The following is a 13,922-nucleotide window of genomic DNA, read 5'->3' on the forward strand; positions in this document are numbered from 1 at the left end:
CTCAGGCCGGCGGCAGGAATTCGCCCGCGCCGGCGGCCAGCAGCCGGGCGGCGACCTCGCGCCCCAGCGCTTCGACGTCGTGGCCGGTCGCCTCGGCGCGCACCAGCCGGCCATCGCTCGCATCGCCCACGAGGCCCTGCAGGTGCAGGCCGCCATCGCCCGCATCCTCGGCGAAGCCCGCGACAGGCACGTGGCAGCTGCCGTGCAGCGCGCGGTTCATCGCGCGCTCGGCCTCGACGCGGCGTCGCGTCGGGGCGTGGTCGAGGGCGGCCAGCAGGCCGGCGATGCGGTCGTCGCCTTCGCGGCTTTCGATGGCGATCGCGCCCTGCGCCGGCGCGGGCAGCCACTGCGGCGGCAGCAGGCGCGCACGGATGCGCGCGTCCAGGCCCAGCCGCTGCAGCCCGGCGCAGGCGAGCACGATCGCGTCGTACTCGCCCGCGTCCAGCTTGGCCAGGCGCGTGTTGACGTTGCCGCGCAGGTCGCGCAGCTGCAGATCCGGGCGGCGCGCGCGCAGCTGCGCCTGCCGGCGCAGCGACGAGGTGCCCACGCGCGCGCCCAGCGGCAGCGCATCGAGTCCGTCGCAGTGGTTGCTGACGAAGGCGTCGGCCGGATCGGCGCGCTCCAGGATCGCCGGCAGCACGAAGCCCGGCTCCAGCTCCATCGGCACGTCCTTGAGCGAATGCACGGCGCAGTCGGCCTCGCCGCGCTGCATCGCCAGCTCCAGCTCCTTGAGGAACAGGCCCTTGCCGCCGATGGCGGCCAGCGAGCGGTCCAGCACCTCGTCGCCGCGGGTGCTCAGCGGCACCAGCGCGACTTCCAGCCCCGGATGCGCCTGGCGCAGGCGCGCGGCCACGTGTTCGGTCTGCCACAGGGCGAGCGGGCTCTTGCGGGTGGCGATGCGGAGGATGTCCATCCGCGCATTATCCCCCGCCGCGCCGCGCCGCGGGTCGCTACAGGCTGCGGATGGTCTCGCGCAGTTGCGCCACGCAGCGGCGGCTGACCTCGAGCGGGCGGTCGCCGTGGCGCAGGATGGCCTGCACGTGCCCGTCCAGGCCGCGGCGCAGTTCCACCAGCTCGTGGCGGGCGACCAGGCAGTTGCGGTGGATGCGCACGAAGCGCTCGCCGAACTCGTCTTCCAGCGACTTGAGCGATTCCTCGATCAGGTCCTCGCCGCGGGCGTGGTGGACCACCACGTACTTCTCCTCGGCCTGGAGGTAGCGCACGTCCTCGAGCGGGATCAGGCGCAGGCTGCCGCGCAGCCGCGCGCACAGGTGGGTGCGGCGCGCGCCGTCCGCCTCGCCGCTGCGCTGCTGGCGCCCGGCGGTGAGCATGCGGGCGCGCTGCAGGGCCGAGGCCAGGCGCTCGGGCCGCACCGGCTTGACCAGGTAGTCCACGGCCTCCGCGTCGAAGGCCGACAGCGCGTGCGCGTCGTAGGCGGTGCAGAACACCACGGCCGGGCGCGGTTCGAAGGCCTGCAGGTGGCGCGCCACTTCCAGCCCGTCGATGCCGGGCATGGCGATGTCGAGCAGGACCAGGTCCGGATCGTGCTGCGCGCAGGCGTGCAGGGTCTCGTGGCCATCGCCGACCTCGGCCACCACCTCGACGTCGGCCTGGCCGGCCAGCAGCGCGCGCAGGCGCTCCCGGGCAAGCGGCTCGTCGTCGGCGATAACGATCTTCACTGGGGCATCCCGTTCCAGGAAAAACGCGTCGACGGCATGGTAGCCGCAGCCCGGGCGGCCGCCAAACGGCCTCAGCCGGCGGCCAGGCGCGCCGAGAACCAGTCGCCGAGGTCGCGGATCTCCTCGAGGCAGACCGAGTGCGGCATCGGGTAGCGATGGAACTCGACCTCGAAACCGCGCTGGCGCATCCAGGCCGCAGTCTGTTCGCCGGCCGCATAGGGCACCACCGGGTCTCCGGTGCCGTGCGCCATGAACAGCGGCTGCGCGGTGGCGCCCTCGACCAGGGCCGCGGCGGCGGTGGTCGCGCCCGGCAGGTAGGTCGACAGCCCGACCAGGCCGGCCAGCGGCACGCTGCGGCGCAGGCCCGCGGCCAGGGTGATCGCGCCGCCCTGCGAGAAGCCGGCCAGGAAGATGCGCGAGGCCGGGATGCCGCGCGCGATCTCGCGGTCGATCAGCGCGGTGACCTGCGCCACCGACTCCATCACGCCCTGCTCGTCGGCGCGGTTGGCCAGGTCGAAGTCGCGGATGTCGTACCAGGCGCGCATGCGCGCGCCGTTGCTGATGGTGACCGCGCGCATCGGCGCATGCGGGAACACGAAGCGCATCGCCGGCCAGTCGCGCCGCACCAGCTCGGGCAGGATCGGCACGAAGTCGCTGCCGTCGGCGCCGAGGCCATGCAGCCACAGCACGCTCCACGCCGGATCGGCGCCGGTCTCGCGCTCGATCGCGTCCAGCAACGTCGTCCCGCCTTCGCTCATCGCGTGATGTCCCGTTCGATGCAGCGGCGCACTATACCGTGGCCGGCGGCGCGGCCAGTCCGTGCGCGCGCCATGCCGCGCGGATCGACTCGCGCGCCGACTCGAGCCGGGCGTCGGGCGGCACGATCCGCGCGCGCCGGTCGAGCGTGCAGTCCAGGCCCGCGGCGACCAGCTGCGCATGCGCTTCGCACAGCGCCTCCGCAGTGGCGCCATCGAGCACGCCGGCGTCGGCCAGGGCATCGACCAGCAGCGGCGTGGCGCGCGGCTGCAGCAGCTCCGGGCACGACGCCGCCTCGCGCAGCACCAGGTACTGCAGCAGGAACTCCAGGTCGACCAGCCCGCCCTCGCCCTGCTTGAGGTCGAAGCGCGCCCCGTCGCCGCGATCGAGTTCGGCGCGCATGCGCGCGCGCATCGACACCACGTCGTCGCGCAGCGCATCCGGATCGCGCGCGCGCCCCAGCGTCGCGTCGCGCACGCTGTCGAACGCGGCCGCCAGTTCGGCATCGCCGGCCACGCAGCGCGCGCGCACCAGCGCCTGGTGCTCCCAGGTCCAGGCGCGTTCGCGCTGGTAGTCGCCGTAGCTGGCCAGCGAGGACACCAGCAGGCCCTTGCCGCCGTCCGGCCGCAGGCGCACGTCGATGTCGTACAGCCGCCCGGCGCCGGTCACGGCGCCCAGCAGGCCCACGATCTTCTGCGCCAGCCGCGCGAACCAGCGCGTCGCGTCCAGCGGCCGCGGTCCGTCGGACTGCGCGTCCAGCGGCGCGTCGTAGAGGAACACCAGGTCCAGGTCGGAGCCGAAGCCGAGCTCCTCGCCGCCGAGGCTGCCGTAGCCCAGCACCGCGAAGCCGGCGCCGGGCATCGCGCCATGCTTGGCGTGCAGTTCGCGCCGCGCCAGCTCCAGCACCGCGCGCACCACCGCGTCGGCCATCCAGGCGAGCTGGCGGGTGCTGTCGGTCGCCTGCTGGCGGCGGTCGAGGGTGGCCAGCGCGATCCGGAAGCTCAGCTGCTGGCGCACCTCGTTGAGCGCGAACAGCGCACCTTCCGTGTCGCCGGCCTCGATGCCCTGGCAGGCGGCGTCGAACAGCTCGCGGGTGGGCAGCGGGCCTTCGGCGCGCGCATCGAGCAGTTCGTCGAGCAGCAGCGGATGCGCGGCCAGTCGCTCGGCCAGCAGGGCGCTGCGGGTGACCACGTCGACCAGCCGCGCCAGCGCCGGCGGATGCTCATCCAGCAGGGCGAGGTAGCTGGCGCGGCGCAGGATGTTGTGCAGCAGGGCCAGCAGCCGGCGGATCGCCTGCAGTGGACGGTCGGCGGGCACGGAGGCCTGCAGCAGCACCGGCATCACCCGGTCCAGGCGCGCACGCGTGGCGTCGGACAGTTCGCGCACGCTGGGCGAGCGGGCGAAGTCGCGCAGCGCGGCATCGACGTCGGCCGCATCGCCGAAGCCGGCCGCCGCCAGCGCGCCGGCCCCACTGCCCTGGGGCAACGCGCGCCAGTAGGCCGCGATGTCGTGCGCGACGCCCGGCTGCTCCCCGCGCTGCGACAGCAGCGCATCGAACTCCTGGGCGACGCGCCCGCGGTGGAACCCGACCTCGACCGCGAGCGTGTCCCAGCCCGCATGGCCGAGGCCCCGCGCGATGCGGTCGCGATCGACCGCGCCGTCCGGCAGCGCATGGGTCTGTTCGTCGCGCAGCATCTGCAGGCGGTTTTCCAGCCGGCGCAGGAAACGGTAGTCCGCCGCCAGTGCCTCCGCGGTCTCGGCGCCGACCTGGCCGGCCTCGCGCAGCGCCTCCAGCGCGGGCAGCAGGCGCGGCTCCCGCAGCGCCGGCTCGCGGCCGCCGCGGATCAGCTGCAGCGCCTGGGCCAGGAACTCGATCTCGCGGATGCCGCCGGGGCCCCGCTTGATGTCGTCGGCCAACTCCTGGCGGGCGACCTCGGCCGCGATCATGCCCTTCATCTGGCGCAGGCCGTCGAGTGCACCGAAATCGAGGTAGCGGCGGTAGACGAAGGGGCGCAGCGCATCGAGGAAGCGCTGCCCGGCCTCCAGGTCGCCGGCCACCGGCCGCGCCTTCTGCCAGGCATAGCGCTCCCAGTCGCGCCCTTCGCGCTGGAAGTAGAGCTCCAGCGAGGCGAAGCTCATCGCCACCCGCCCGACGTTGCCGAACGGCCGCAGGCGCAGGTCGACGCGATGGCAGAAGCCGTCGACCGTGGTCTCGTCGAGCAGGCGCGCCAGCTGCTGGCCCAGCCGCGCGAAATAGTCCTCGGCCGCCAGCGGGCGCACGCTGCTGTCGTCGTCCGCTCCGCTCTCGCCGCCGTGCTCGTAGGCGTAGACCAGGTCGATGTCGGAGCTGAAGTTGAGCTCGCCGCCGCCGAGCTTGCCCATGCCGAACACCACCAGCCGCACGGGCTGGCCCTCGTCGTCGCGGACCACGCCGTGGCGACGGGCGAAATCGCCTTCCAGCGCGTCCAGCGCGCGCTGCAGGCACTGCTCCGCCAGGCGCGTGGTGCCGGCCAGGGTGTCCTCCACCCCATCCAGGCCGAACACGTCGCGCCAGACCAGGCGGGTGGATTCGGCGCGGCGGTACTGGCGCAACTGGCGCGGCCAGTCCTCGCGCGCCTCGGGCTCAAGCGCGGGCGGCGCCAGCGGCCGCGCGCCGTCGTCGAGCGCAAGCTGGGCCAGCAGGGCCGGCTGCTGCACCAGCACGTCGATCGCGAAATCGCTGGCCAGCGCGAGCTGGCGCAGGCGTGCGCGCAAGTTGTCGTCGGTCAGCGATGTGAAGCGGGCGAGTGCGCGCTCGGCGATCGCGTCGGACTGGGTAGCGGCGTCATCCATGCCGCGATTGTGGCAGCAGGCGGCGCGACGGCGGTGGGCGGGGCCCGGCCGAACCGCGGACTCGCCGGTGAAAACGCCCTTGGCGCGGCCATCGGGCAATAAAAAAGCCCGCTCGCAGTTGCCTGCCAGCGGGCTTTGCTCCCTCCCCCACGTCGGGTGCGGGGGCATCGTGAACGATGTGTGACCCCGGTTGCACGCTGCACCGCAAAACGATACCGGCCGGTTTACTAAGCGCGTCCCGCCGTCCGGCGACTGGTAACGATTACATCCACTTGCGTCGCGACGGCGGTGCAGCCGCTGGCGTTGCGGCCAGGCCCGACGGGTTTAGTCCGGGCGCGGGCGCCGCCGCAGGTCGCGCAGGACTTCGCGCGCGGCGTTGCGTCCGGGCAGGCCGGTGACGCCACCGCCCGGATGGCTGCCCGAGCCGCACAGGTACAGGCCCGGCAGCGCGCCGCGGTAGCTGCCCTGCCCCAGCAGCGGGCGCGCGCTGAACATCTGGTCCAGTCCCAGGGCGCCATGGAAGATGTCGCCGCCGACCAGGCCGAACTCGCGCTCCAGGTCCAGCGGCGACAGCGCGCGGTAGCCGAGCACGCTGCGCCTGAAATTCGGCGCGTACGCATCGACCGTGTCGATCATCAGCCCGGCCACGGTGTCGCGGTGCGCGTCCCAGCCGCCGTCGACCTCGGGATTCACGTGCTGGCAGAACAGGCTGGCCACGTGCTGGCCCGGCGGCGCCAGCGTGTCGTCCAGGGTCGAGGAGATCACCAGTTCGACCACCGGCGCGCGCGCCCAGCCGGGGTTGTGCGCGCGCGATCGCGCGTCGAAGTAGGCGGTCTCGAAGTACTGCAGCGAATGGCCGACCAGGATGCCGCTCTGGTGGTGCGGCTGCAGTGCGGTGCCCGGGGCCGCGCTGAAGTCGGGCAGCTCGGACAGCGCCACGTTCATGCGGAAGGTGCCCGAGCCGCAGCGGTAGCGTTCGATGCGCTGCGCGGTGTCCTCGTCCAGGTGGGCGCGCTCGACCAGGCGCGTGTACAGCAGTTTCGGATTGAGGTTGGAGATGACGGCGCCGGCGCGCAGTTCGCGGCCGTCCGCCAGCACCACGCCGCAGGCGCGTCCGTCATCGACCAGCACGCGCTCGACCGCCTGCCCGCGATGCACGTGTACGCCGCGCGCCGCGCATTCGGCGGCGATCGCGCCGGTGATCGCGCCCATCCCGCCGATCGCATGACCCCAGACGCCGGGCTTGCCATTGGTCTGGCCGAACACGTGGTGCAGCAGCACGTAGGCGCTGCCCGGCGTGTACGGACTGGCGAAGTTGCCGACGATCGAGTCCCAGCCCAGCGCCGCCTTGAGCGGCCCGGATTCGAACCAGTGGTCGAGCAGTTCGCCGGCGGACTTGGTGAACAGGTCGAGCAGGTCGCGGCGGCCGCGCAGGTCGAGGTGGCGCAGCCGGCGCGCGGCGTCCAGCGAGGTCAGCCAATCGGCCAGCGACAGTCCGTCGCCGAGGTTGGGCGGCGTGCGGTGCATCAGTTCGCGCAGCACCGCGACGGCGCGGTCGAGCATCGCGCCGTAGCCGGCCAGGCGTTCGATGTCGCGCGGCGAGGTGGACTGCAGCGCGGCCTCCGTCTGGCCGTTGCCCAGGCGGAAGGCGCTGCCGTCCGGCAGCGGCAGGAAGTTGGCGTAGGGACGTTCGACCACCCGCAGGCCGTGCTGGGCCAGGCGCAGTTCGGCGATCACCTTGGGATCGAGCAGGCTGACGGTGTAGCTGGCGGTCGAGTTGCGGAAACCGGGGTGGAATTCCTCGGTGACCGCGGCGCCGCCGACCACGCCGCGACGCTCGAGCACGGTCACCGACAGCCCCGCCGCGGCCAGGTACGCCGCGCACACCAGGCCGTTGTGGCCGCCGCCGATGATCAGTACGTCCTGCCGCTCGCGCATGCGCCCTTCGCCCATGTCCGCGCCGGATGCGCGAGGCAGGATTGTAGGCGGCGCGCGCGGCGCGGCCGTCGCGCTAGCGGTGCGACGCCAGCAGCCGCTCGACCGCGTCGGCCAGGCGGGCGGCCGCATCGGGCCGGCCCAGCGCGGCCGCGGCGCGTGCGGCGGCAGGCAGCCGGTCGGGAGATTCGAAGGCCTCGCGCAGGATCGCGGCCAGCGCGGCCGGCGTGAGTTCCGCCTCCGGCAGGTGCCAGCCCACGCCGGCGGCGGCGAGGGTCTCGGCGTTGCGGCGCTGCTCCTCGCGCGCGCCGCCGTGCGGCAGGGGCACGAACACCGCGGGCCGGCCGATGGTGAGCAGGTCGGCGGCGGTGGTGGCGCCGGCGCGGGTGAGCACCAGGTGCGCGTCGCGCAGGCGCTCGCCCATGTCGTCGAAGAACGGCTGCACGGTGGCTTCGATGCCCGCCTCGCGCAGTTGCGCGTCGATCGCGTCGGCGTCGTCGCCACGGTACTGCAGGGACACGCGCAGGCGCGCGCGCAGGGCCTCCGGCAGCAGCGCCAGCGCCGGCGGCACCACGCGCCCGAACACCGCGGCGGCCTGGCTGCCGCCGACAACCAGCAGGTGCAGCGGCGCACGCGCGTCGAGCCCCGGATAGTCGCCGCGCGCGGCCAGGATGGCCTGGCGGACCGGGTTGCCGGTCTGCACGATCCTCGATGCGTCGAAAGCGTCTGCGCCCGCCACGGTGGGGAACGAGGTGGCCAGGCCGTCGGCCAGCCGCAGCAGCTGCGCGTTGGCCTTGCTCAGGCGCGTGGCCTGCTCGTGCAGCAGCAGCGGCAGGCCGAGGCTCTTGGCGGCGAGCGCGGGCGCGAAGCTGGGATAGCCGCCAAAACCCACCAGCAGCGCGACGCGGCGCCGGCGCAGGTCGCGGCGCGAGGCGAGCACGCCGCGCAGGATGGCGAGCGCGGCGCTGGCCTTGGCCGCGATCCCGCCCTCGAGCGAACTGGCCGGCAGGACCACGTGGTCGATGCCCGCCAGCGCCTGCTGGTACTGCGCGCCCCGCCGCTCGGTATGGATCACCACCGCGTGGCCGCGCGCCATCAGCTCGCGCGCCAGCGCCTCGGCCGGGAACAGGTGGCCGCCGGTGCCGCCGGCGGCGAGGGCGATGGTGGCGCGGCTGGAGCGGGACATCGGACGGAGAGCGTCAGGGGGTCGACACTATAGCCGCGCGGCGCCCGCGCCCCGCGGGGAGCGCATGGGCAGGCCGACGCAGTTGCCCTGCCGGCGCATGCGCCGGGCGGGGCACGGGCCGTTCCTGGCGACCCGTCGGCGGACGCGGGCCCGCCGGCCGGGGGATAATGGCCGGCTCCCCACGCTGCAGTTGTCCCATGCCCCACGACAGGATCCGGTGCGCGCCGCTGCGGGCGCGCATCGTCGACGCGGCCGCCGCGGCCGCGCATATCGGCCCCGGCCAGACCGTCGCCATGAGCGGCTTCACCGGCTCGGGCTACCCCAAGCAGGTGCCGCTGGCGCTGGCCGAGCGCATCGGCCAGGCCCACGATGCGGGCGAGGCCTTCCAGATCCGCCTGCTGACCGGCGCTTCGACCGCGCCCGAACTCGACGGCGCCCTGGCCAAGGTCGACGGCATCGCCCTGCGGCTGCCGTTCCAGAGCGACCCGGACACGCGCCAGCGCATCAACGACGGTTCGCTGGCCTATATCGACGCGCACCTGAGCCACGTCGCCCAGCACGCCTGGTTCGGGTTCTACGGCGAGATCGACGTCGCCGTGGTCGAGGCCGTGGCGATCCGCGAGGACGGCGGCATCGTGCCCTCCACCTCGGTGGGCAACAGCAAGACCTGGCTGGACCTGGCGAAGAAGGTGATCGTCGAGGTCAATACCTGGCAGCCCGAAGGGCTGGAGGGCATGCACGACATCTACTACGGCACCGCCCTGCCGCCGCAGCGCAGGCCGATCCCGCTCGAGCACACCGGCGACCGCATCGGCGAGACCGCGCTGCGCGTGGATCCGGACAAGATCGTGGCGGTGGTGATGACCCACGGACCCGACCGCAACAGCCCGTTCAGCCCCGCCGACGCCACCAGCGAGCTGATCGCCGGCCACCTGATCGAGTTCCTGCAGCACGAGGTCGCGCGCGGCCGCCTGCCGGCCAGCCTGCTGCCGCTGCAGTCGGGCGTCGGCAACATCCCCAACGCGGTGCTGGCCGGACTGGCGAAGAGCGGCTTCCGCGATCTCACCGCGTTCACCGAGGTGATCCAGGACGGCATGCTCGACCTGCTGCGCAGCGGCGTGCTGGCCAGCGCCTCGTGCACGGGCTTCGCGATGAGCCCGCAGGCCAACGAGGCCTTCAAGCGCGAGATCGATTTCTTCCGAGGCAAGATCATCCTGCGCACGCAGGAGATCTCCAACCACCCCGAACTGGTGCGCCGCCTGGGCTGCATCGGCATGAACGGCATGGTGGAGGTCGACCTCTATGGCAACGTCAACTCGACCCACATCATGGGCAGCCGGATCATGAACGGCATCGGCGGCTCGGGCGACTTCGCCCGCAACGGCTTCCTGTCGATCTTCCTCTCGCCCAGCACCGCCAAGGGCGGCAGCATCAGCTCGATCGTGCCGATGGTCAGCCACGTCGACCACACCGAGCACGACGTGTCGATCATCGTCACCGAACAGGGCCTGGCCGACCTGCGCGGGCTGTCGCCCAAGCAGCGCGCGAAGGTGCTGATCGAGCGATGCGCGCATCCCGATTACCGCGACGCGCTGCAGGACTATTTCGACCGGGCACTGCGCGACAGCTACGGCAAGCACACCCCGCACCTGCTGCCGGAAGCGCTGTCCTGGCACCAGCGCTGGCTCGACAGCGGCTCGATGCTCGGCTGATTTGCATCGCGACCGGACCGGCGCACGCGCCAATGCGCGCCGTTCACGCGTCGAAGAACGCCCGCTTGCGTTGCCGCGGCAGGCGCTTGAGCTGCCATTCCGCGCGCGAGGCCGCGGCGCGATCGGGATAGGCGCGCTGCGCCAGCAGCTGGAACGGGCCGCGCCCGCGCGTATAGCGCGCGCCCTTGCCGGCCGCATGCGCGCGCAGCCGCGCGGCGACATCGTTGCTGATGCCCGCGTACCAGCTGCCGTCGCCGCATTCGACCAGGTACAGCCACCAGCCATCGCCGCCCTGCCCCTGGGGCTGGGCCAGCGGCACATCGTCCGGACGGGCATGCGTTGGGCAAGCGGGCGTGCGCATGCGCGGGAGGATGCCTGAACCCCGGCGCGCGCGCAGCCCGGGTTCCCAGCGGTTTGCGCCGTCCCGACCCGGATGCTAGCGTCGCCCCCGGAAAGCAGGGGACGCAGGACGTGTCGGGCGACGAGATCACACAGCTGCTGGCGCAGGCGCGCGACGGGGATTCGGCGCGCATGGACGCGGTCTTCCAGGCGCTGTATCCGGAATTGCGACGCCTGGCCAATTCGCGCATGCGCGGGCGCGAGTCGACGCTGACCCCGACCGTGCTGGTCCACGAGCTGTTCCTGCGCATCAGCCAGGGAACGCCGCTGTCGGTGATCGACCGCCAGCATTTCATGGCCGCCTCGGCGCGCGCGATGCGCTGGATCCTGGTCGAGCACGCGCGCCAGCGCGCCACCGACAAGCGCGGCGGCGACCAGGTCATGGTCAGCCTCGACGAACGGATCGCCGACGCCCCGCAGGCGCGGACCAGCGTGCTGGCGCTCGAGCAGGGCCTGGAGGCGCTGGAATCGATCAGTGCGCAGCGCCGGCAGATCGTCGAATTGCGCTACTTCGCCGGAATGGAGTTCGCCGAGATCGCGCGCCTGCTGGAAATCTCCGAGCGCACGGTGTACCGCGAATGGGAGCGCGCGCGCGCCTTCCTGCAGGCGATGCTCGACGACAGTGCGGCTGGCAGTGATGGCGATGGATCCTGACCGCCTCGCGCACTGGCACGCCGCGGATGCGCTCTTCGGCCAGTGGCTTGACGTGCCCGGACCCGAACGCGAGGCCTGGCTGCGGGCACAGGACATCCCCGACCAGGTGCGCCGCCGGCTCGACCAGATGATCGCCGCGCACGTAAAGCCGCAGCCGGTGCTGGAATCCGCCGGCGGCGAACTCGCCGGCCGCCGTCTTGGCGACTGGACCCTGGAGGAAGAACTCGGCCGCGGCGGGATGGCCGTGGTCTATCGCGCCTGGCGCGACAGCGGCATGGCGCGCCAGCAGGCCGCGGTCAAGGTGTTGACCCTGGGCGCGCTCGGCGCCGCCGGACAGGAGCGCTTCCAGCGCGAGGCCGAGATCCTCGCGCGGCTGCACCATCCCAACGCGGCGGCCCTGATCGATTCGGGCGTCGCCGGCGACGGCACCTGCTGGCTGGCGATGCCGCTGGTGGAGGGAGAGCGCATCGACCGCTGGTGCGAAGCGAACGCGCCCGATGCGCAGGCGATCGTGCGCCTGTACCTGCAGGTCTGCGGCGCGGTCTCCTACGCGCATCGCAACCTGGTCATCCATCGCGACCTGAAGCCGTCGAACGTGCTGGTGGACGCGAGTGGGCACGTGCGCCTGCTGGACTTCGGCATCGGCCAGTTCGCCGACGCGACCGGCGAGCGCACCCGCACCCTGTGGCGCGCGATGACCCCCGGCTACGCGGCACCCGAACAGCTGCGCGGCGAACCGGCCAGCACCGCGGTCGATGTCTATGGCCTGGGCGCCCTGCTGCACCGGCTGCTGACCGGACGCACCCCGCAGTCGGCGACCGCCGGCCACGACACCACGCGCCCGTCGCTGCTGGTGCGCGACGCATCCGATGCCTACCACCGCCATTACGTGCCGCTCAGGAGCGACCTCGACCGGGTCCTGCTCAAGGCACTGGCCGAGGAACCCGAGCAGCGTTATGCCACCGCCGACGCGCTGTGCGACGACCTGCGCCGCTGGCTCGACGGCCGGCCGGTGCTGGCGCAGACGCCCGGCGCCGGCTACCGCCTGCGCAAGTTCGTGCTGCGCCACCGGGGCGCGGTGGCGGCCGGCGTGCTGCTGGCGGCGAGCCTGGCCGCCGGCGTGGCGGCCACGCTGTGGCAGGCCGGCGAAGCGCGGCGGCACGCGTCCGAAGCGCAGCAGCAGGCCGCGCTCGCCCGCCAGGAAGCCGAGAATGCCAGCCAGCGCGCACGCCGTACCGAGGCCGTGCGCGACTTCCTCGGCACCATGTTCATCACCACCCGCGCCGACGACGGCGGCAGCGCCCGGGTCATCGACGTGATGCGCGCCGCGGCCGACGGCGCGCGCGGCGACGCCCTGGCCGACCAGCCGCTGACCGCCGCCGACGTGCTGCTGCTCACCGGCACGGTGCGCTACAACCTCGACGACTACGAAGGTTCGCTCGCCGACCTGGAGGACGCGCTGGCCCTGCTCGCGCCGCACAGGGACGTTGCCGCCGGGGAGATGTCGCGGGCGCACTGGGAGCTGATGCGCCACGCCAAGCACCGCGGCGACCACGAGGCGATGCTGGCCCACGCGCGCGAATCGGTCGAACTCAATGCGCTGTGGGACGCGCCGCCCAACGAAACCTTCCGTGCCCGCATCGCGGTCGGCGAGGCGCTGCTGTACACCGACCGCGACGCGGCCGCGGAGACGTTCCGCACGCTGGTGGCGGAAATCGAGGCCAGCGAGCTGAAGGATTCGGTACGCCACATCAATGCCCTCAACGGCCTGTCGATCGCGCTCTCCGGCCCGAAGCACGACCAACGCCTGCGCGTGCCGATCCAGGAGGAGCGTCTGCGCATCGCGCGCACGCTGTACGGCGAGGACGGCGGCGGACTGGCCCACACCCTGAGCGACGTGACCCACACCTTCCGCGTGCTGGGCATGTTCGACCGCGCCGAGCAGCTGGCGCGCGAGTCGGTCGAAGTCGCCGACCGCAGCCTGCAGAATCCGTTGATGCTGCGCGGGCTGTCGCGCTGCAACCTCGGCCTGGTGCTGCTCCAGCGCGGACGCCTGGACGAGGCGCTGGACACGTTCGGGGAAAGCGCCCGCCTGCTCGACGAACTGGGCGGCAGCAACCTGTCGACCGAACGCTGCTTCACCGGCCTGGCCTACACCGCCGCGGCCGCCGGCCGCCACCCGGCGGCGCTGGCCGCGCTCGCGCGCAGCGCGGAGATCCTGGCGGCCAATGGACGTGCGCGGCATCCCGACGCGCTCGCGGTCTGCGGCCTGCGCGCCTCCGTCCAGCTGCGCCAGGGCGATGCCGGCGCGGCCGGCCGCACCCTGGACGGCTGCGTCCCGACCGATACGGACAAGGCCCCGCCGGGCTACCTGCAGGCGCGCGCCGAATGGCTCGTGGCCACCGGCGCGCACGTCGAGGCCGCCGGCCTGCTGGACACGCTGCGCAGCCGGCAGTCGCCCGAGGACATCCAGCGCGACTGGATGCGCCCATGGATGCTGTCGGCGCTGCTGGCCCGGGCGACCGGCGACCCGGATGCCGTCGCCCCGCTGGCGGTCGCGGCCGGCGCCCACGCCGCCACCGCGCCGCTGTCGCGGTGCCTGGCCAACCCGGGCGAAACGACCTGTCTGGCGCTGCCCTGAATCTCCGGCCCGTCGGTCCAGATGGCTTGGGGACGCGGAGCCAACCGGCACCCGGATGACTGGACGGGGCCCCCGATGGCGACAGACCGCGCCGTTTCGGGGCGGCAGGCGCCCGCATCGTGTCAGTT

General features: G+C 73.4%; 10 protein-coding genes. 3 read left to right on the forward strand and 7 right to left on the reverse strand.

Annotation, left to right across the window (positions count from 1 at the left end; translation table 11 throughout):
- Window position 1: 1 nt before the first annotated feature.
- The 6 genes from hemC to ACFQ2D_RS09650 all read right to left on the reverse strand — a co-directional run bounded on the left by hemC (window position 2) and on the right by ACFQ2D_RS09650 (window position 8,388).
- Entirely contained in the window at window positions 2-913 is a 912-nt protein-coding gene (gene hemC, locus ACFQ2D_RS09625; RefSeq protein WP_280943721.1) for a hydroxymethylbilane synthase, read from the reverse strand.
- Between the two features lie 37 nt (window positions 914-950).
- On the reverse strand, window positions 951-1,679 hold the full coding sequence (locus ACFQ2D_RS09630) for a LytR/AlgR family response regulator transcription factor (protein WP_280943722.1): 729 nt from the start codon (window positions 1,677-1,679) through the stop codon (window positions 951-953).
- 71 nt (window positions 1,680-1,750) lie between these two features.
- Window positions 1,751-2,437 (reverse strand): alpha/beta hydrolase, encoded by a 687-nt coding sequence (locus ACFQ2D_RS09635; protein WP_280943723.1) that lies wholly within the window; start codon window positions 2,435-2,437, stop codon window positions 1,751-1,753.
- A gap of 31 nt (window positions 2,438-2,468) precedes the next feature.
- On the reverse strand, window positions 2,469-5,267 hold the full coding sequence (gene glnE, locus ACFQ2D_RS09640; protein ID WP_280943724.1) for a bifunctional [glutamate--ammonia ligase]-adenylyl-L-tyrosine phosphorylase/[glutamate--ammonia-ligase] adenylyltransferase: 2,799 nt from the start codon (window positions 5,265-5,267) through the stop codon (window positions 2,469-2,471).
- Window positions 5,268-5,591: 324 nt separating this feature from the next.
- The gene (locus tag ACFQ2D_RS09645; protein ID WP_280943725.1) at window positions 5,592-7,220 is read right to left on the reverse strand and encodes a phytoene desaturase family protein; all 1,629 of its coding nucleotides are present in this window, start codon (window positions 7,218-7,220) and stop codon (window positions 5,592-5,594) included.
- A gap of 58 nt (window positions 7,221-7,278) precedes the next feature.
- Window positions 7,279-8,388 carry a UDP-N-acetylglucosamine--N-acetylmuramyl-(pentapeptide) pyrophosphoryl-undecaprenol N-acetylglucosamine transferase gene (locus ACFQ2D_RS09650; protein ID WP_280943726.1) on the reverse strand — a complete coding sequence of 370 codons (1,110 nt, stop codon included), beginning with the start codon at window positions 8,386-8,388 and terminating at the stop codon, window positions 7,279-7,281.
- A 197-nt stretch (window positions 8,389-8,585) separates the two neighbouring features.
- On the opposite strand from ACFQ2D_RS09650, the gene ACFQ2D_RS09655 reads away from it, so the two are divergent.
- Window positions 8,586-10,100, forward strand: a complete 1,515-nt coding sequence (locus tag ACFQ2D_RS09655) for an acetyl-CoA hydrolase/transferase family protein (RefSeq protein WP_280943727.1) — start codon at window positions 8,586-8,588, stop codon at window positions 10,098-10,100.
- A 43-nt stretch (window positions 10,101-10,143) separates the two neighbouring features.
- Here ACFQ2D_RS09655 and ACFQ2D_RS09660 read toward each other — a convergent pair whose 3' ends face one another.
- Window positions 10,144-10,461 (reverse strand): GIY-YIG nuclease family protein, encoded by a 318-nt coding sequence (locus tag ACFQ2D_RS09660; RefSeq protein ID WP_280943728.1) that lies wholly within the window; start codon window positions 10,459-10,461, stop codon window positions 10,144-10,146.
- Window positions 10,462-10,571: 110 nt separating this feature from the next.
- Between ACFQ2D_RS09660 and ACFQ2D_RS09665 the strand changes: the two genes are divergently transcribed.
- Window positions 10,572-11,153, forward strand: a complete 582-nt coding sequence (locus ACFQ2D_RS09665) for an ECF-type sigma factor (RefSeq protein ID WP_280943729.1) — start codon at window positions 10,572-10,574, stop codon at window positions 11,151-11,153.
- Entirely contained in the window at window positions 11,137-13,794 is a 2,658-nt protein-coding gene (locus tag ACFQ2D_RS09670) for a serine/threonine-protein kinase (RefSeq protein WP_386795634.1), read from the forward strand. Before ACFQ2D_RS09665 ends, ACFQ2D_RS09670 begins: the two co-directional genes overlap by 17 nt.
- The last annotated feature ends 128 nt before the right edge of the window (window positions 13,795-13,922 follow it).

It is taken from the genome of Luteimonas composti (assembly GCF_042678665.1).
GTDB lineage: Bacteria > Pseudomonadota > Gammaproteobacteria > Xanthomonadales > Xanthomonadaceae > Luteimonas > Luteimonas composti.